Origin of the sequence: Enterococcus sp. DIV1208 (genome assembly GCF_050530455.1) — a bacterium.
Taxonomy (GTDB): domain Bacteria; phylum Bacillota; class Bacilli; order Lactobacillales; family Enterococcaceae; genus Enterococcus_B; species Enterococcus_B hirae.
On the sequence record NZ_CP172887.1, the window covers coordinates 1,811,971 to 1,830,702 of the forward strand.

At 37.1% G+C, this 18,732-nt stretch carries 16 protein-coding genes and 1 pseudogene; 3 read left to right on the top strand and 14 right to left on the bottom strand.

The features are described 5' to 3' along the window. Window positions 1-6: 6 nt before the first annotated feature. The 7 genes and pseudogenes from kdpA to IGK91_RS08350 all read right to left on the bottom strand — a co-directional run bounded on the left by kdpA (window position 7) and on the right by IGK91_RS08350 (window position 7,383). Window positions 7-1,683, bottom strand: a complete 1,677-nt coding sequence (kdpA, locus tag IGK91_RS08320; protein ID WP_034866848.1) for a potassium-transporting ATPase subunit KdpA — start codon at window positions 1,681-1,683, stop codon at window positions 7-9. Window positions 1,684-1,979: 296 nt separating this feature from the next. Continuing rightward, entirely contained in the window at window positions 1,980-2,933 is a 954-nt protein-coding gene (gene lacD, locus IGK91_RS08325; protein ID WP_229060323.1) for a tagatose-bisphosphate aldolase, read from the bottom strand. 34 nt (window positions 2,934-2,967) lie between these two features. Continuing rightward, complete coding sequence (gene lacB, locus IGK91_RS08330; RefSeq protein ID WP_010718449.1) at window positions 2,968-3,483, bottom strand: galactose-6-phosphate isomerase subunit LacB; 516 nt, start codon at window positions 3,481-3,483, stop codon at window positions 2,968-2,970. Between the two features lie 14 nt (window positions 3,484-3,497). Further along, on the bottom strand, window positions 3,498-3,926 hold the full coding sequence (lacA, locus tag IGK91_RS08335) for a galactose-6-phosphate isomerase subunit LacA (protein WP_063627352.1): 429 nt from the start codon (window positions 3,924-3,926) through the stop codon (window positions 3,498-3,500). A gap of 27 nt (window positions 3,927-3,953) precedes the next feature. Next, window positions 3,954-5,387 (bottom strand): 6-phospho-beta-galactosidase, encoded by a 1,434-nt coding sequence (gene lacG, locus IGK91_RS08340; RefSeq protein ID WP_034866843.1) that lies wholly within the window; start codon window positions 5,385-5,387, stop codon window positions 3,954-3,956. A 13-nt stretch (window positions 5,388-5,400) separates the two neighbouring features. Then, window positions 5,401-7,059 (bottom strand): annotated as a pseudogene (locus IGK91_RS08345) (PTS transporter subunit EIIC). A gap of 12 nt (window positions 7,060-7,071) precedes the next feature. Continuing rightward, on the bottom strand, window positions 7,072-7,383 hold the full coding sequence (locus IGK91_RS08350; protein WP_034700819.1) for a PTS lactose/cellobiose transporter subunit IIA: 312 nt from the start codon (window positions 7,381-7,383) through the stop codon (window positions 7,072-7,074). 220 nt (window positions 7,384-7,603) lie between these two features. Here IGK91_RS08350 and IGK91_RS08355 point away from each other — a divergent pair, with 220 nt between their 5' ends. After that, complete coding sequence (locus IGK91_RS08355; protein ID WP_181934363.1) at window positions 7,604-8,362, top strand: DeoR/GlpR family DNA-binding transcription regulator; 759 nt, start codon at window positions 7,604-7,606, stop codon at window positions 8,360-8,362. Between the two features lie 227 nt (window positions 8,363-8,589). On the opposite strand, the gene IGK91_RS08360 is transcribed toward IGK91_RS08355, so the two are convergent. The 3 genes from IGK91_RS08360 to IGK91_RS08370 all read right to left on the bottom strand — a co-directional run bounded on the left by IGK91_RS08360 (window position 8,590) and on the right by IGK91_RS08370 (window position 12,934). Further along, on the bottom strand, window positions 8,590-9,549 hold the full coding sequence (locus IGK91_RS08360) for a transketolase family protein (protein WP_034866841.1): 960 nt from the start codon (window positions 9,547-9,549) through the stop codon (window positions 8,590-8,592). Further along, on the bottom strand, window positions 9,550-10,407 hold the full coding sequence (locus IGK91_RS08365) for a transketolase (protein WP_181934365.1): 858 nt from the start codon (window positions 10,405-10,407) through the stop codon (window positions 9,550-9,552). It abuts the gene before it with no gap. A gap of 1,108 nt (window positions 10,408-11,515) precedes the next feature. Next, a complete protein-coding gene (locus tag IGK91_RS08370) occupies window positions 11,516-12,934 on the bottom strand; it encodes a glycoside hydrolase family 1 protein (protein WP_010737910.1) in 1,419 nt (472 codons plus the stop codon). Window positions 12,935-13,128: 194 nt separating this feature from the next. On the opposite strand from IGK91_RS08370, the gene IGK91_RS08375 reads away from it, so the two are divergent. Both IGK91_RS08375 and IGK91_RS08380 read left to right on the top strand, forming a co-directional pair. Then, window positions 13,129-13,842 (top strand): GntR family transcriptional regulator, encoded by a 714-nt coding sequence (locus IGK91_RS08375; RefSeq protein ID WP_010718458.1) that lies wholly within the window; start codon window positions 13,129-13,131, stop codon window positions 13,840-13,842. 147 nt (window positions 13,843-13,989) lie between these two features. Beyond that, entirely contained in the window at window positions 13,990-15,336 is a 1,347-nt protein-coding gene (locus IGK91_RS08380) for a PTS sugar transporter subunit IIC (protein WP_010737911.1), read from the top strand. Between the two features lie 561 nt (window positions 15,337-15,897). Here the strand turns inward: IGK91_RS08380 and rplS are convergent. The 4 genes from rplS to IGK91_RS08400 all read right to left on the bottom strand — a co-directional run bounded on the left by rplS (window position 15,898) and on the right by IGK91_RS08400 (window position 18,639). After that, entirely contained in the window at window positions 15,898-16,245 is a 348-nt protein-coding gene (rplS, locus tag IGK91_RS08385; RefSeq protein WP_002286913.1) for a 50S ribosomal protein L19, read from the bottom strand. A 137-nt stretch (window positions 16,246-16,382) separates the two neighbouring features. Further along, window positions 16,383-17,132, bottom strand: a complete 750-nt coding sequence (trmD, locus tag IGK91_RS08390) for a tRNA (guanosine(37)-N1)-methyltransferase TrmD (RefSeq protein WP_025480115.1) — start codon at window positions 17,130-17,132, stop codon at window positions 16,383-16,385. Continuing rightward, entirely contained in the window at window positions 17,122-17,646 is a 525-nt protein-coding gene (rimM, locus tag IGK91_RS08395) for a ribosome maturation factor RimM (RefSeq protein ID WP_010718461.1), read from the bottom strand. Before rimM ends, trmD begins: the two co-directional genes overlap by 11 nt. A 150-nt stretch (window positions 17,647-17,796) precedes the next feature. Further along, window positions 17,797-18,639 (bottom strand): hypothetical protein, encoded by an 843-nt coding sequence (locus tag IGK91_RS08400; protein ID WP_010737912.1) that lies wholly within the window; start codon window positions 18,637-18,639, stop codon window positions 17,797-17,799. Between the last annotated feature and the right edge of the window lie 93 nt (window positions 18,640-18,732).

Below are 18,732 nucleotides of genomic sequence, written 5' to 3' on the forward strand. Positions count from 1 at the left end.
TCTCACTCACTTTACTGTAAAATACTCAGCAATTGGTCCTAAGGCTAATGCTGGTAAGAAACTCAAGGCGCCGATCACTAAAATGACGATAATCAACATCGTAACAAACGTTGGACTGACGGTTGATAATGTCCCTGGACTCAACGCTGCTTTTTTCTTATTCCCCATGTTTTCTGCTAGGAATAAAATCGCAACGATCGGTAGATATCTGGAAAGCAGCATCAAGAAACTGCCTAAATAGTTAATAAACGGCGTATCTGCTAATAGACCGCCAAATGAACTCCCATTATTATTCGCTAAGGAAGTTGCACCATATAATAATTCACTAAATCCATGAGGACCTTCATTAGTTAACCAAGTGAAGACTTCACTGTGGCTGATCAAGGCCATAGCTCCAAAGAGGGTCAACATTAAAGGAGTCAAAATAACTAAACTAGCCATCTTGATGTCAAACGCTTCAATTTTTTTCCCTAAATATTCGGGCGTACGACCAACTAATAAACCAGCAATAAAAACGGCTAACAAAAGAAAAGCAAGCATGCCGTATAGTCCACTACCAATCCCACCAAAAATAATCTCTCCTAATTGCATCAAAAAGAGTGGGATCGCTCCACCTAAGGGCGTAAAACTATCTAACATCGCATTGACCGAACCATTAGAAGCAGCAGTCGTGCTGACAGCCCATAAACTTGACCATCCTACACCGAAACGAACTTCTTTTCCTTCCATGTTGGCCGAACCTAACACTTGAATAAAGTTTGGTCCATAATATTCACTAACTGCTACCCCGATAAACGCTAATAGAACAAAAGTGGTTGCAACGATCAAGATCGTCCGTCCTTGTTTCCATTCTTTTACCCAAAAACCTAGTGTAAAAATCAATGCAGCAGGAATGAGCAAAATGGCAATATTTTCCAAAAAATTCGCTAAAATCGTTGGATTCTCAAAAGGATAAGCTGAATTTGCTCCAAAAAAACCACCACCGTTCGTTCCTAACTGCTTGATAGCTACTTGGCTTGCTACTGGTCCTAGATACAACCACAAATCTTTTCCTTCTAATCCTTGATAAGCTAGCCCTGATTGAAACGTTTGGATCGTTCCTTGAGAGATCAATAAGATGGCTAAAACGATGGAAAGCGGCAATAAGATATAGACTAGACCTCTGGTTAAATCTTGCCAAAAATTCCCTAGTCGTTTATTTTTCACTTGAGTCAAACCTCTTAATAAGGCAATCAAAACTGCTAAACCAACACCTGCAGATACAAAATTTTGAACTGTTAAGCCAAACATTTGCGAAAAATTCGATAAGGTAGTTTCCCCAGCATAGGCTTGCCAATTAGTATTCGTTACAAAGCTAACTGCCGTATTGAGGGCTAATGGGAAAGAAAGATTTTTAACTGTATTTCCTCCCGGCAACCATTCTTGTGTCATTAACAGACCAATCAGTAAAATGAGCGAAAAAAGGCTTAATGACAATACACTAAAAATGTAGCGTTTCGCCGTCATTTCTTTCTGACTTACTGGTCCGATTATTTTATAAAATAGTTTTTCAACGGGTTGCAAAAATCGTACACCTTTAGGTATGTTATTTTGCATGATTTGTTTAATATACCACCCAAGAGGTAACGCTAGAATTAGTAACACAAATAAAAAAAACAATCCTTGATAAATGATACTACTCATAACTCTTCCCCCTTAAATAAAAACCAGAAAAGATAAATCATTAATAAAGCACTAATCAAACCAAATATAATCATCATTTTTCCTCTCTCCTTTATGATTTGATCATACAAAAAAAGATATAAAGATAGTGTGAAACTTTAAATCGTTTCTTTACACTATCTTTATATCTCTTGATTATTTATTCTTGTCTATTTTTCTCCATTATAAAAATAGAAGAAGCGTTTCAAAAAATGTTCATTCAGTAAAGTTGCCCGCTATGTTTATACCCTCCGAACAAATGGTATTCATAGCCTTTTTTATAACGCTACTGGTGTTGCAGTTTCTTTCAGCACTTGGTTGAGTTGTTGGATTTTTTTACTTCCTTCTTCGTTCATCCACGTCATCGCCGCTTCTTTTCCGTGTTTGACAAAAGTTTCTACCCCAGCACTCCACGTTGCCCGACCACAAAGAACCCCATTGAAGGTCGATCCTGCTGTCTTGGCAAAACGTAGTGTTTCATAAAATAATTCTGCTTCGACACCGGCACTTAAAAAGATATAAGGCAAATGGGTAGCAGCAGCTTGTTCCTGGAAAAATTTCGCTGCTTCTTCTTTCGTATGTACGAAATCCGTTTGACCATATCCTTCTACATAGTGCATGTTGACAGGAACTTCCACTTTCAAGACATCGACATTGAATCGCTCTTCAGAAAACTTCTCCATCATTTTTATGACTTTGCCAGGTTTTTTCATCGCATATTCTTTTGATTGACTATCAGAAATGTTTTGATCATATGAAACTAATTCTAAAAAGAATGGTAAATTTTCTGCCTGACATTCTGAGCCGATCCGTTCAATAAATACCTGTTTTCGCTCATTGATTTCGTCACTTTCATCAACATCATAATAAATTAAGAATTTACAAGCATCTGCACCTGCCTCTTTTAGATTCTTAACTGAACAAGTAGGTAAAAGATCAGGAAGTCTTCCAGGCACGGTACTATCATATCCCGTTTTTTCATAGGCAAGAAGTAAGCCAGCTTCTTGCGCTTTCGCTTTCGCTGCAGGCAAGCCATACTCTGGGTCTAACAAAATCGCTGACGCATCTTTTGTTAGTTGCGAAGACACGATCATCTTAAATTCTTCCAGCTCTTTCGCACTTGCTTCTTCTCCTTTTGCTTTGGTAAGCATTTTACGTAATGCACCTCGTTGATCAATTGCTAAAGCGGCAAAGATTTGTTCTTTATTCCAGAGTTTTTTTAAATGTTTCATTTTTCCATCCATTGCTTCTATGTCACGCTCCTTTTTAGTCTTCGTATTCGCCCATTTCCCATTTTTTAAGAAATTTTGCAAAAAATTCCGGCTTCTCTTGCGAAGCATTTGTGCTTTCACACTGGTTGATTTTTTCGATCAACTGTTTGTTTTTATCTGTTTCTTGATATTCTGCCTGAATAAAGGCTTCGATGACATCACAAATCAAAAATTCTCCTGTGATTCTGGCGCCAAAACCAATGACGTTCGCATTTAGTTGCTCTTTTGCATAGATGGCACTGGTCATATCACGAACCAACGCACCTCTTACTCCAGGTACTTTATTGACTGCATTGGTAATCCCGACACCTGTTCCACATAAACATACGCCTAAATCAACTTCTTTTTTAACTACTGCTTCTCCAATTTTTTTCCCATATATCGGGTAATGTGTGCGGGTAAAATCATAGGTCCCTACATCCAATACTTCATGCCCTTTTGATTTCAAAAAATCCGCAACTGCTATTTTTGTATCTGTTACGATGTGGTCACATCCAATTGCTATTCTCATTATCTGCTCCTTTCTTAACCCATTTCATTTAACATATCTACACGAATCTGATGACGACCACCACTATAAGATGCGGTCAAAAATCCCTTAACGATATTTAACGCAAGCTCTTTACCAACAATCGCTGCGCCTAAGGTAATCATTCGGGCATCATTATGATCTCTAGTCATATAAGCACTTCTTTCATCCGACACTTCAGCTGCCACGATTCCTTTTATTTTTGTTGCGACCATAAAGCTCCCTGCACCATAACCATCAATAGCAATCCCTAGACTTTCCGGGTGTTCTTTTAAATCTGTTGTGATAGCTAATGTAGATGCAATAAAATCTTCTGCTGGTCGGATACTTTTATCTTCTACTTCAAATCCCTCTTGCACGAGCTTATCTTTTAACCATTCTTTTAATTCCATTCCGTCGCTATCCGCACCAATGACTACTCGCATACTCATTTTTCCTCCTGTTTAGTTTTCTCATTTCTCGCTAGTTTCATTTTTAATCGGTTGATCCAATACTTTTTCTTTGCTGATTTTTTGGTACCAATAAGCACTCTTTTTAGGAAATCGTTGCTGCGTATCAAAATCTACGTAAAATAATCCATAACGTTTATTGTAACCATTCGTCCAAGAAAACATATCCATCAACGACCAAATAAAGTATCCCTCAATTCTCACACCTTGGTCGATCGCCCGTAAAATAGCGGCTAGATGAAGACGAACATAATCGATCCGCTCCTCATCATTGATTTGTCCCGCTTCAAAATGATCCTTACTCCCTAAACCATTTTCTGTTACATAGATTTTTCCATAGTTCGGATAATTCTGTTTGATCAAGAGAAGCATATCTTCCAACCCTTGTGGATAGATCGGCCAATCCCAGTCAGTCGTTGGGATTACAGGATTTGTTACCCTTTCTCCTACACCTTGCAAGGCAAAGATACTACTTCCTTTTTCACCAGTTCCGTTATGTTGGATTTTTGATGTTCCTGTATAGCCTTTTAAAAAATGACTCGCATAATAATTGACTCCTAAAAAATCAATCATTTTTGCTGCTTCTTTTAGATGATCAAAATCTTCTATTTTGAGTTCAAGCTTCGCCCCATTTGCAGATAAGATCTCATTGATCACACGCATCGTTTCTGCTGAGTATTCCCCTTTAAACGTCGCATCCAATAGAAATTGATTCGCCAAGATATGTTCTTTCTTCGCTGACAGGCTATCTTCTCTCTGATCAGTTATCCCGTACTTTGATTCTAAAATATGAACGATCCCGATCTCACCTTGGTAATTAGCTTCCTTGTATTTTTTGACTACGCGAGCGTGGGCAACCATCATGTTGTGCATTGATTGGATCGCTTTACCCAGCTCATATTGATTGTTCGGCGGAAAATGACCGATGATGTATTGACCGGCAACCACTGACCAGGGTTCATTGATCGTGATCCAATGTTTCACTTTGTCCCCGTATTCTTCGAAACAAAATTGCGCAAAGTCAACATAATCATCCACCATATTTGCAGACAACCAATCACCATCTTTAAATTGCTTCTCTGGTGTATCAAAATGGTGCAAAGTCACAAACGGCGTGACTCCATTTTTGATACAAGAATCGATCAAACGATGATAAAATTGGACACCGATCGGATCGACCTTCTCTCTCCCACTAGGAAAGATCCTAGACCAGGCAATCGAAATCCGAATGCCATTGATGCCAAACTGATGACATGCTTGTAAGTCTTCTGCATATCGATTATAGAAATCACTTGCTTGACTAGGGTCAAATGTCCCTGTCTTTTTAAGGTAATCATCCCAATAATTTTTCCCACGGTTTCCTACTGAAAGGGCACCCTCAGCTTGATAAGCGGCCGTTGCCGCTCCAAAAATAAAATGTTCTGGAAATTTATTCATCGCATCCTCCACATCATGTTAGATTTTCAAAAACAAAGTTGACCGCATCTGTAGGTGCTTTTGCAAGTTTGACGTACTCGATTCCCGTAGTAGAAACAGTTTGTGTTTTATGGTCCTTCGCACTTTCTCTCAGTTCCTCAAGCATCGAAGCCATTTGCGGAGCTAAGATAATCAAGTCAAACTCGCCAATCTGATCTTTATGTTGCCCATAAGCCATTGCCGTCGCATCCACACCGATACTCAATTCCTTCGCACCCTTTTTAATTGCATTGGCTAACATCGAACTAGTTGCTCCATTGGCACAAAGTACAAGAACATTAGTCTGATCATTCTTTTGTTTAGCAAATGCCGGTGAAACGACTGCTGGTTTGACAGTTGTACTTTCCAACTGATCCCCGTGCCCTATTTCTTTTTCTTTCACTAATAATTCATTGTCATAGGCTTTGAAAAATGGATAGTAAATCGCAAAATCAACTGTTAATAAAACAATCATCAAAACGATCGATAGTCCAGCAAAACCTGTCCCTAAGATCAACCCTACTGGTCCAGGAGTTGTCCATGGCAGATTTTAGATGAATCCATTCATATCTAACACCTCAACAAAAAATTTAAAGATCCAGACATTGAGGATCGGTGCAAGAATAAAAGGAATAAAAAAGATAGGATTCAATACAATTGGTGCACCAAACAGCATGGGTTCATTCACACCAAACAAAACGGGAATCGCTGAGGCACGTCCCATTGTTTTTAACTGCTTTGACTTTGCTAGAAAAGCAAACATCAACGTAATGACCAATGTCGCACCCGTCCCACCTAGTGTGGCAACAAAGTATTGTAAGCCTTGAGATAAAATTTTCGGTGCATGTTCCCCACTTTGATACAGTTGAAAATTCATCTCTACATTAGTTATGTAGATGGCAGCAACAGCTGGCTCAACAATAGAGGGACCGTGGATACCGACAAACCAGAAAAACGCCATTGCCCCAAAAATGAGTGCTAACCCAAAATAGCCATCGGCCGCTGAGAAAATTGGTTGGAACAGCTCAATCAATTTTTCTGAAAACCCACTACCGACAAGGTTACGAAAACCCAAATCAAATCCCCAAAAAAAGACGGTCGACAGTGTAATCGGGATCAAATCCTTAAATGTCTGTGAGATATTACCAGGAACTTCCTCTGGCATTTTCACTGTCAAATTCTTGCTAACACAGAATCGATAGATATTAGGAACAATAAAACCAACAATGAACGCTGTCATCAATCCTTTAGTCCCCATGTAATCAGAAGCAAATCCACCTTCTAACGAATCAACCCCAACAATCAAGAAAGCAATAAAAGCAGCGATCATGGTTGAAGTACTATTAATTTGATTCGTTTTTGGCAATTTAGTATTAAAGTTTTCTGTCAAACTCTTGGTCACTGTAGCAGCCATTAAGATCCCTAATATCCCCATGGACCCGTTATACGCTTTCATTAGAATGGACTCTATTTCTTCTCCCCAATGAAAATTGAATGCGTTGGGAACATATGCTACCAATAAAAAAAAGCTTGAAAAAAGAATGACAGGGATAAGACTGATAAAACCATCCCTAATTGCTCTTAAATAAGAATTATTAGAAATTTTCTCAAAAAACGGTTTCATTTTTTCGATACGTTTGATCATTGCATTCATACCCAGGCTCCTCTATGATTTTTTATAAATATTAAAGAGATGTTGAATGACATCTTTCAATAGCAACGTGGTCATTAGATGATCTTGGGCGTGAACCATAATAAACCCTACTTCAATTGTTTCACCACTCGCTTCAGCAGCTAACATTTTAGTTTGAGAATTGTGCGCTTCAACCAAACTCTGATTTGCTTCTTCAACTAATCCATTGGCTTCTTCAAATTCCCCCTTCTCTGCTTTAGCTAACGCTTCGATCAATTTCGATCTTGCTTCACCAGCAAAAGCTACCACTTCAAATCCAATCATTGCTACTGTTTCTTTATCCATTTTTCTTCCTCCATTCTCTTACAAGAACATTATATTTGTTCCAGTTTATGTTTGTTTGTGTTCGTTTTTGTCTTTTACAAACAAATAGTAACCGAATGTTTTTAACATGTCAATCTATTTTCTTATACAAACCTTTAATATTTGACAACCTTCTCTGAATGTTTTATGTTTATTTCAAACAAAAAAAATAAGAACCACGAAATATCAGGGAGTTTATATCATGTTAAAAGAAGAACGACAAAAATACTTATTAGCACAACTAGAGAAGAACGGCATCGTGAAAGTGGCCGATATTGTTCAAGAATTGAAAGTAGCTGATATGACTGTTCGTAGAGATTTGCAGGAATTGGAGGATAAGGGGTTAATCATTCGCATTCATGGTGGTGCCAAACTATTAAATCCTAAAACTTCCGTGATCGAACTAAGTCATCGGGAAAAAAAGGATCTTCATTTGTCAGAAAAAATAGAAATTGCTACAATCATTGCGAATCATATCCACGAAGGCGATACTGTCTTTTTAGGACCTGGAACAACGATTGAATTAGCTTATGATTTTTTGACGATTAACCATGCTAAAATCATCACCAATTCGATCCATGTGTTTAACAAATTCAAAAGTGATCCTCGATTTGAGATCATCCTGATCGGCGGCTCCTATCGAAATAAGACCGGCGCTTTCGTTGGGACGATCGCCAATGATTTTATTGCAAATATCCATGTAAAAAAAAGTTTCATCGGGGTAAATGGATTAGATAAAACATCCGTTTTCACTTCAAATGAAGATGAAGGATTGACTCAACGTTACGCATTGAACAGCGCTGAAACACGATATATCGTAGCAGATCATCATAAACTTGATAAAAAAGATTTTTATGGCTTTTACCCGCTCCAAGAAGTCGATTATTTAATTACTGATTCTGCTATATCCCATAGCCAAAAAGAGACCTTTGGCAAACATGTTCAATTATTAATTGATTAAAACTCTTTTAAGTAGTTAAAGAAACGAAAAATTAAAGGAAGACAGCGCCCAAATGGCCCTTTCATCGGGCCAATCCAAACGCTGCCTTTTTCGTTTTCTTCATTTCCTTGATCAATCAAGGCTCTTTATGTATTTCGATTAGAATCAATATTTCATATGCTTTCTTTGATACACTAATTTTTTTCAAGAAATTTTATCCTTTATCATGATCCAGCTCAATTTTTCCGTTATCGATCTAGCTCATTCGCTAATATTGTTTCAAAAATCAACTGAACCACTAAGTCAAAACCTTCTGTCTGGATTGGCACATCCGTTTGTTGCCTAAGCTTCACAATCTCTATCTTTCTCAACGGAACAGCTGCTTTATTTTCTGTAAGAGCTCTGTTCACCGCACTGCTCAAGCCACCAATAACTGCATAATTTTCGATAGTGACCACTTGTGTTTTCCCTTTCAACTCGTTAAGGATCAACTGTTTATCGATTGGTTTGATCGTAAACATATCAATGACTTCGCAACTAATTTGACAGGACTTTAACCGCTTAGCAACATTGAGAGCTTCGTAAACTAATCTGCCAGCAACAATAATTAAAATATCTGTTCCATGCCAAACAATGTTTCCTTTGCCTAATTGAAAAGTCGTTTCTTTTTTATAGATATTAGGTATCCTTTTATTTTCTCCGCGTACATAGTGAATACCGCTCAATTGGCTAAATTCTTTGATGATCCATGCCATTTGCACCTCATCTGTTGCTTCACAAATAATTGAATTTGGGATCATTGTCATCAACGCTAAATCTTCCCCTAGTTCATTGACGCGTTCCTTTCCATTTCGATTAGAAGCGAAATATTCCCCAAAAATATTGATGGTATTTCCACCGTATCCTTCGGAAATAAATAATTGATCAAAAATTTTTCGAATCGCATGAGAATCAAAAAGATGAATAAAAGGTTGGTAGCCAGCTAAACTTAACCCCGCTGCAATACCTACCATGTTCTCTTCATCCACAGGCATGTTGAGATATCTCTTTGGGTGTTCATTTTTTAAATCAACCCAATTACTAAATGATTCAAACTTATTTTCTAACGCAACGATATTGTGGTTTTTTTTCATTAATTCATTTAATGTATCAACTATGCAAGTACGAAGTTCTTTCCTTACAGATAACGAGTTACTTAACTGAACCATTTAGCTCATCCTTTCAAGCTTTTCTTGTAATTTCAAAATCGTTTTTTCTATCTCTTGATGGAATGTTTTAGGAATTTTTTTACTTGAATCCTCATGATCGTCCATTGTTAAGTCTGATAGCACTCGCTCTGGATAACTTTCTAAAACAATACAGAAGGCTTGTGTCGTCCTCATTTTATACTCTTCAATCGCCTCATTGATTGCTTTGATATTTGTCCCATCAACGAGCAACGTATAAAACCCAGCCTTCTCTGCTTTTCTTTTCAATAGATAAGTTTTCTCATACCTTTTGCTTAACTGTTCTCGTTTTCTATAACCACTATCAATAATTACCAAGCAATGATCTAATTTAAAATGAGCAATACACTGAAATACTTGCCAGCAACGTTCATCTTTTAATTCGTCTTCATCCATCACTAAATAAACATCATTTTCCTTATTTGCTATTTTTAATCCCATCGCAAGACCTGCAGCTATTGCAACACCGTTATTTAAGTCCCCGATTGTCACATCGATTCCAGGAGTCTTTGAACGATCTAACTTTTTAGGGAGTCTGTCCCCTTGATGACTCATCGTCCATAGCCACTTCTTATCAAAATACCCTAGATTAGATAAAGTACTATATAATTCCAATACCGCATGACTTTTAGCTAAAACTAATTGATCACGATTTCCCCAATCTGGTTTTTTCGGGTCAATCTTCATCTGTTTGCCGTATAAAACAGCTAACAATTTGATCATAGAAAAAGAACAATCCATTGATTCTTCTCCTCTTTGTTTAACACTTATCAAAATATCTAGTTGAATGTTTAATGCTAATTTTTCCAATTGAGTCACTTGTTTATGATCAATAGCCATAACGATTCCTCCTATAAATGAATTAGAGAATAATTCATGATGCCATACAGATTTTTCACATGATATGTATACTTGCTCTTTTATGATCTGATAAAAATAAGATGATACTCCTTAATCTACAACCTCACTGGACACTTCCCTCCTTTTGAACTGAGTGTAAAGCCATTTTATGTCATCTTATGTCCCCTTTTCCTTCCCTACCCCTTCATATATAACATAAGTACACATCTCATAATATATTCAGTATATTCATTTATAAAATAAAAAAATAGAAAATATTTAATAAGATAAATTTGTTATAATAAAAACAAAAAGTCTGTTATCATAAAAAAATATTACAACAAAAAAATTACATTATCAACATTAAGAATAAAGATACATATAATAAACGAGATACACCTCACTATTAAAAATGTTATTTTAAAATAACGATAAAAAATTTTTATCTTATTCCATTACCAAACTACCTCACTGAAACCGGAGTAAATTGTTTTGTTAAAATTGAAGAAAATTCGTGAAAGATCGTGCCTAGAACAGAAAAAATAAGCCTGACTTTGACGTAATGAATCAAAATCAGACTTACTTTCTTTTTAGGTTAATGATTGTTTCAGACCTTTCATTTTACAAAAGAATACGCTACGCTCTCAACTACTATCCCAGTTACTAATCAATGTGTAATAGTTAAACAATTCGTGCACAATACTGAAAATGGCTTCTGGTTTTTTGAACAAAGCGATGAGCTATTTATAGCCAGTAGATCTATGGGAACAAATAAACGAACACCAAGCGTTTTTTGTGTTTCTCTTGAGGTCGTGAAAAGAGTGTTTTGACCTGAGTGCTCACCAAGTAAAAACTGCGACGAGTAATCGCAGGAGCATTAAGGATGAAAATCTCGAAACAGCTCCTCATTTTTGAGATTTTTTGACTTATCGCCGAAGGTCAGCTCTTTGAACACCGTTTATTCGTTTTTAGAGATACTAGAAGATACTGAGAGAACTTTTGTCCCAGTCCCGATGCTTATTTGAACAATCCCATTGAATGAATAACTCTATGATTTCTAGATAAAAGATTTTCAAACAAAAATACAAGTTTTTTCACTCATTTTTTGCTATACCAATCGATCAATATCATACTCAAACCCATTTTGATTGCTTAACTGTTTGTAGAACTCACCACTTTTCTTGATCGTCCGTTTTTGGGTTGGCAGATCAAGAGAAATTAGTCCATAACGGTTCTTATATGCATTGATCCAGGACCAGCAGTCAATAAAGGTCCAAAGATGATACCCTTTGATATTACAGCCGTCATTGATTGCTTTCCAAAGATAAGCGAGGTGATCTTGGATATATTCGATCCGGTAATTATCAATCACTTGCCCACTTTCATCCATAAAACGTTCCTCATCTGCTACGCCCATCCCATTTTCAGAGATAAAGGATTCGATATTCCCATAGTTTTCTTTGATATCCATGCATAAATCATGGATACCTTTTTCATAAATTTCCCAACCACGATATTCATTCATCCGACGTCCCGGCATCACATGATTCTCAAAAAACCAATCCGGTAAGAACGGACCATCTTGATTGATTGCAGTTAAACGAGCCTTCACACGACGTGGTTCATAATAGTTCAATCCTAAGATTTGTGCCGTGTTCTCTTTGATACAACGCAGGTCTTCCTCGGTATAATCCGTTGGCAATTGATCATATTCACGTAAAAGGTTAATTAATTTTTCTGGATAAACACCCTTGACCATTGGATCTAAAAAGCTGCGAACATAAAAAAGATCCGCAATTTCAGCTGCCTTCACATCAGCGGGGGTTTGACTCCTTGGAAACGTCGGGCTTAAATTCAAGATAACACCTATTTTACTGTTCAAATTCAACTCTTTGTGTGCTGCAATTGCTTTCGCGTGAGCCAAAATAGTAAAGTGAGCCGCTTGCGCTCCTCGTTTGAAATCAATCAAATTTGGATAATGGAAGTCTTCCAGATATGACCCTAAGATCGGCCCCAACGGTTCATTGAAAGTGAACCAGTGATAGACGAGATCGCCAAACTCCTTGAAACAAGTAACTGCAAATTGCACATATGCATCGACAACTTCCCGTGATTCCCAACCGCCTTTATCCTGTTGGGCTGCTGGCATATCAAAATGATAAAGATTGGCGAATACTTTAATACCATTGTTATTCATCTCAGTAAATAAATCCCGATAAAATTCAACCGCTTTTGGATTTACCTCCCCTACTCCATCATCTGGGAACATCCGCGCCCAAGAGATCGAGACCCGAAAGGAATTATGTCCGGTTTGCTTCATCAGTTGAACGTCTTCTTTATAACGATGAATGTGATCTGTCGTAATTTCTGAACTAATCCTTTGATAAAAACGGTATGGTTGTTCTTTGTACCAACGTTCCCAAACCGTTTCGGCTTTTCCAGTTTCACCACGACCTTCTGCTTGCTCAGCTGACCAAGCAGAACCCCACCAAAAGTTTTCTGGAAATGTTAATTGTTGTTTGTTCATTGTATCCTCCTAAAATGACATTCTCTTGAGTACTACTCCATCATAACACCGCTTCCAATAAATTGGAATATTTTTTTATTAAAAAATATATACTTTTTATAAATGTTAATTGTTTTACCCTTTAAAGATTGCTAAAATTAAAGAAAGGTATATAATTATTTATATCTTTACGCGGTAACTATAGGAGGGAAAAAATGAAGAAGAATGCGAAATATATGGAAGTTTATTCTGATGTAAAAAAGAAAATTGAAAACGGTACTTACGCAATCGGTGAAAAATTACCAACTGGTTCCGAATTGGCAAAACAATATCATACGAGTAAATTGACAGTAAAAAAAGGATTAGACATGTTAGTTTCTGAAGGAGTTTTACATAGTCGAAGTGGATTTGGAACCGAAGTTTTGCGCAAACCGATCCATAATTCGAAAGTTTTCGGTCCAAGCGAAGGTTTTATGAGCGTAGTTGGCGAAGAACATGTAGACTCTGAAATTCATATGTTTTCAATTGAATTACCGTCAAAAAAAATAGCAGAGCGATTACAGATTAACGACAAGGAATACATTTATAATATTGTTCGCAGTCGTTTTGTCGATCAACAACCCTATTCATTGGAACAAACTTTTATGCCGCTATCAATTATTCCTGGTTTGGAACCTAAACACTTGAAAAAATCGGTTTATTCCTATATTCGCAATGAACTGCAGTTAGAGATCAATGCTTCTCACGTTTGGATGAAGGGCGTACTGGCAACCGAGTTTGATGCAAATATATTAGGAATTGATGCCGGAGACTTTATGATCGAAGTTGAAAAAAGTGTTTCTTTGGCAAACGGGACTCCTTTTGAATACTCCATTACAAGGCATTTGTATCAAGATTTTGTTTTTGAAGCCGTTTTTGTTGAAAAATGATTGAAAGAGCTGAGGAAATCAGCTCTTTTTTTTGCCCTTTTTCATTAAAGTATATAATTTTAAAAAAAGTTATTTACTTTTATCAAATTCCGTTCTATTATTGAACTACGGTAAGTGCTTACAAATAAAAAACAAGGAGAATATACCATGAAGAAAACAAATAAGAAGGAACAGGTGTTTGAACGATTTGGTATGATCGCATCGAAGCTAGGAAATCAAATTCATATGCGTACATTACGCGATGCATTTGCAACATTCATGCCATTTATGATGTTAGCTGGATTCGTGACTTTGATTAATTACGTTATCTTAGAACCAACTGGTTTTATGGGTAAAATTGTTAAACCCGAAACATTAATGAAAGTTCAAGAAATTGGCATGTCGATCGCCAATGGAACATTGAGTATTACGACGCTATTAGTTGTAGCTGCAGTTTCTTATCATATGTGTGTTAGCAGAAATTATACAAATCATATCGCAGCGGTTTTAGTTTCGATCTCAACTTTCATCGTTTTAACACCAATGAAAATGATGTTCACTCCGGAAAATGCAAAAAAAGCGATCGAAGTAACCGGAGTTATTCCAGGTTCCCATACAGGTGCATCAGGAATGTTTGTCGGAATCTTTGTTGGATTAGTAGCTACTGAGCTATTCATTAAATTATCTACAAATGAAAAATTGCAAATCAAACTATCTGGAAATATTCCGCCCGCAGTGTTGAAGTCATTCAATGTATTGATCCCGATTATGATTACTGTTACTGGTTTTGCGATTCTATCTTTCGCTGTCAATCAGTTATTCAACATGGACGTAAATGGCGTGATCACTAAAGCGATCACGGGACCTTTAAGTCACATCACAACTGGTTTACCTGGCTTTATCTTAATCACATCAATCGCCAATTTATTCTTTGGTTTTGGAATTCATCAAGCTGTAATTTCAGGTTCTTTACTTGATCCGTTCTTACTACAAAACATGCAAGAAAATATGGCAGCTTATGCAAACCATGAACACATCCCACATATTATCAACATGGCTTTCAAGGATACTTTTGCTGTTATGGGTGGTTCAGGAAATACGATCGCCTTATTGATTGCGATTTTCATCTTCAGTCGTCGAAAAGATTATAAAGACTTTGCTAAACTATCGGTAACACCAGCGATGTTTAATATCAGTGAGCCGATCATCTTTGGATTACCGATCGTATTTAACTTGAGTCTAATTATTCCGTTTGTGTTAGCACCAATCTTCTCGTTAGTAACTGCCTACTTTGCGACTGCAGCCGGCTTAATCAATCATGTGGTAGTTCAGATACCGTGGACCACACCACCAGTTATTTCAGGATTCCTTGCGACAGGTGGAGATTGGCGAGCAGCAGTACTGCAAGTTCTAATCATTGCGGTTAGCGTATTTATCTATCTACCATTCCTACGCATTGATGAACACGTAACGGCAAAAATGGCTCAAAAGGAAGCTGAAATCACTAATCAATAATTGACACCTCCGCTCCTAAAAAAGTAGACTTTCTCGTTTAGTAAATATGTAAAAAAAGTCCTCAATTCTCTTAACAACCGACCTTTGGGATCATCGTTGCATTTTGAATAAGTTAAAATTATGAGACTGATGAATCAGAACAGATTCTTCAGTCTCATTTTCAGTTAACTTGCCAATGACAAAACGATTGTTAGTAAAAACATTCAAAAAAAGTTCTTATTATTCAAGAACTGTCGCAATTTATATTTTTAGACACTCTCTAGCAGGATTTTTTTCTGATCTCTTTAATACGCATAGCGTTTGCGTGTAGTACATATAAACTTGATAAGCTGATTACGTTCACCTACCAGATCTGTCGCCCCTTTGGTATGAATAGGACTGTCATCGTGTCATCTGATTGACGTATATTTAAGATATACCAAAGTGACTCGACTTTTTGCTCCTTGTTTGCCACTCTTGCAAATCTATAATGTCAAACAATCTAGACTTACTGCTTATAAAAATAATCAAAAAAAGAACCCTTGAAATTCAAGGGTTCTTCCACTATCAGATAACGATAGATTAACGACGGATTTCTTTGATACGAGCAGCTTTTCCGTGTAATGCACGTAAGTAGTACAATTTTGCACGACGTACTTTACCGTAGCGAACGACTTCGATCTTTGCAACACGTGGTGTATGCAATGGGAATGTACGTTCAACGCCTACTCCGTTAGAAACTTTACGTACTGTATAAGTTTCGCTGATTCCAGCTCCGCGGCGTTTGATTACAACACCTTCAAATAACTGGATACGTTCACGTGTACCTTCGACAACTTTCGCATGAACACGTACAGTGTCACCAGGGCGGAAAGCTGGGATGTCAGAACGTAATTGTTCTTTTGTTAATTCTTCGATTAATGGATTCATTGATCTTTTCTCCTTATTCCAAACATTCTTATGAGTTTTCCCTCACAGCGGAACATCGTAATAGTTAAGTGCTTTTGCACTCACCATAAGATACTATCATACTATCAATTTAGTGTAAAGAGTCATATTGATATTTCTTATTCTATTTCGTCTGATTCTTCTTTTTTGACTTCTTCTAACAATTTCAGCATTTGTGGAGTCATTGATAATTGTTCCAATAAGTCAGGTCGGCGTTGATAGGTTCTTCTTAAGGATTCTTTCAGTTGCCATTCTTCAATCAATTTATGGTTTCCATTTGTTAAAACTTCTGGGACTTTCATCCCGTTAAATTCTGCTGGCCGTGTATATTGAGGATGTTCCAATAATCCCGTTGAATAAGAATCTGTTTGAGCGGATGTTTGATTTCCTAAAACATCCGGTAGTAAGCGGACTGTTGCATCAATCATCACCATTGCGCCAAGTTCGCCACCAGTCAAGACATAATCACCTAAAGAGACTTCATCCGTAACTAGCGAACGGATTCGTTCATCATAGCCTTCGTAATGTCCACAAATAAATACTAAATGTTCTTCATTCGAAAATTCTTCCGCCATCGCTTGATCAAATCGTTTACCAGCTGGATCCAATAAAATCACACGTTTTTTTGTTTCAGGATTTGCTTGTTCAATAGCTTTGATATTGTCATAGATAGGTTGGACTTTTAACAACATCCCTGCCCCGCCACCATATGGATAATCATCGACCGTTTGGTGTTTATTATCGGAATAGTCTCTAAAATTAGAAACATTGATCTCTAACAATCCTTTATTGACCGCTTTACCGATGATCGATTCACCCATTGGTCCTTCAAACATTCGTGGGAAGAGTGTTAAGACATCAATTTTCATCATCGATCAATCCTTCTGGAATCTCGACGTAAATGACCCCATTTTCTAAATCAACTGTTTTAACCACTGAGTCAATATAAGGAAGCAAAACATCTTTTTTCTTTGGTCGTTGGACTACCCAAACATCGTTAGCACCTGGTGAAAGAATTTCTTTGATTTTACCTAGTTCATTCCCATTTTCCTCAACGACCTTTGCTCCAATGATCTCATGATAATAAAATTCATTTTCTGGCAACTCAATCGTTTCTTCTTTTGAAACTTTTAAAATACCATCTCGATATTTTTCAACATCATTGATTGAAGGATGCCCTTCAAAACTTAACAAGTCAAAATTTTTATGTTTACGATGACTTTTGACGGTTAATTCAATTGGCGCTTTCTTCTCTTGAAACAAGGTAAGTACAGCACCTTTTTTATATCGTTCTTCTGGAAAATCTGTGGTAGAAATGACGCGCACTTCTCCTTTGATCCCTTGAGTATTTACGATTTTTCCAACATTTAAATATTCAGTCAACTTGTATCCCCTTTTCCTTTTCACACATGTTTCAACCAAACAATGGTTTTTAAATGGCTGAACGTGTTTTTGACGTATCTGCCTTATTTTAGCATGTGTGCATATGCAATTCTACTTTCTTTTCGCTTTTCTATATCATTTTCCAATCATTTATTGGTTCATAGAAACAGCCATTTTCAATGCGGAAAGAGTATCTTTGTGGGTAACAGTATAAACATTTTTAGGCTCTTGCCAGCTTACTTGTGTAGCTTGTTGGGAAGAATCATTCATTTCAACCGTAATTTTTCCGTACTTCTCAGGAGCAGGCAAACTTGCTTTTTCTAAGTAAGCAACGATTTCTTTGGCTAACGGTACAGGATCTTGTCCTTCAATATTACTTGCCCGGACACGAATACTCCAATTTCCTTCTTGCCATTCTAGAATACTAGATCCCGCTGCTCCTTGTTGATAGCCAGTAATATTGTAGCCCAAATCGACTTGTCGGCCGTTTGTATCAACCGTAACTGGTTGCAAGGCATCAATTGCTTCTTGACTAGAAGCAAAGCCATACTGGTAAAGATAAGAAGCCATCGGGGTTTCTTGATTTAACTCTTTGGCATTTAAGACATAGGCTTTGGGTAGGTCATAGTATAAGATTGAAAAGCCCTGTTTGGTTTCGGCAGCAGCGATGTTTAATTTCCCTGTTGTAATCGGTATCTCTTGTGGCATCGGTGTTGTTGGGTATTTTTCTTTCAGTTCTTCAAATGCGGTTTGTGCTTGTTTATTCTGTGTAGATGTTTCTGTTTTTGTAGTCGCCGTTTCCGTTGTATTTCCAGACATCTCAGAGCTTTCACTCTTTTTGGTTGTTGATTGAGTATCTGTTTCTTTGGAACTACTATGACTCGTTGAATGAGTCTCTGGTGTCGCCGTATCAGTTGTTTCAGTAGAATTATTTGTTCCTTGACAGGCACTTAAAAGTAAAAGAGCTGGTATCAATAATGCAACTTTTTTCATAGGTATCTACTCCTTTCTATACTTTAAGGATACGCTTTCTATAATCATTTGCCAAGTAGTCCCCTCAAAAAGAAAAAAGCTGTCTCGTCAAGA

Coding starts and splice junctions, on each gene's coding strand:
- kdpA (WP_034866848.1), bottom strand. CDS start 1,683: ATGAGTAGTATCATTTATCAAGGATTGTTTTTTTTATTTGTGTTACTA.
- lacD (WP_229060323.1), bottom strand. CDS start 2,933: ATGAAACATTTAAAAAAACTCTGGAATAAAGAACAAATCTTTGCCGCT.
- lacB (WP_010718449.1), bottom strand. CDS start 3,483: ATGAGAATAGCAATTGGATGTGACCACATCGTAACAGATACAAAAATA.
- lacA (WP_063627352.1), bottom strand. CDS start 3,926: ATGCGAGTAGTCATTGGTGCGGATAGCGACGGAATGGAATTAAAAGAA.
- lacG (WP_034866843.1), bottom strand. CDS start 5,387: ATGAATAAATTTCCAGAACATTTTATTTTTGGAGCGGCAACGGCCGCT.
- IGK91_RS08350 (WP_034700819.1), bottom strand. CDS start 7,383: ATGGATAAAGAAACAGTAGCAATGATTGGATTTGAAGTGGTAGCTTTT.
- IGK91_RS08355 (WP_181934363.1), top strand. CDS start 7,604: ATGTTAAAAGAAGAACGACAAAAATACTTATTAGCACAACTAGAGAAG.
- IGK91_RS08360 (WP_034866841.1), bottom strand. CDS start 9,549: ATGGTTCAGTTAAGTAACTCGTTATCTGTAAGGAAAGAACTTCGTACT.
- IGK91_RS08365 (WP_181934365.1), bottom strand. CDS start 10,407: ATGGCTATTGATCATAAACAAGTGACTCAATTGGAAAAATTAGCATTA.
- IGK91_RS08370 (WP_010737910.1), bottom strand. CDS start 12,934: ATGAACAAACAACAATTAACATTTCCAGAAAACTTTTGGTGGGGTTCT.
- IGK91_RS08375 (WP_010718458.1), top strand. CDS start 13,129: ATGAAGAAGAATGCGAAATATATGGAAGTTTATTCTGATGTAAAAAAG.
- IGK91_RS08380 (WP_010737911.1), top strand. CDS start 13,990: ATGAAGAAAACAAATAAGAAGGAACAGGTGTTTGAACGATTTGGTATG.
- rplS (WP_002286913.1), bottom strand. CDS start 16,245: ATGAATCCATTAATCGAAGAATTAACAAAAGAACAATTACGTTCTGAC.
- trmD (WP_025480115.1), bottom strand. CDS start 17,132: ATGAAAATTGATGTCTTAACACTCTTCCCACGAATGTTTGAAGGACCA.
- IGK91_RS08400 (WP_010737912.1), bottom strand. CDS start 18,639: ATGAAAAAAGTTGCATTATTGATACCAGCTCTTTTACTTTTAAGTGCC.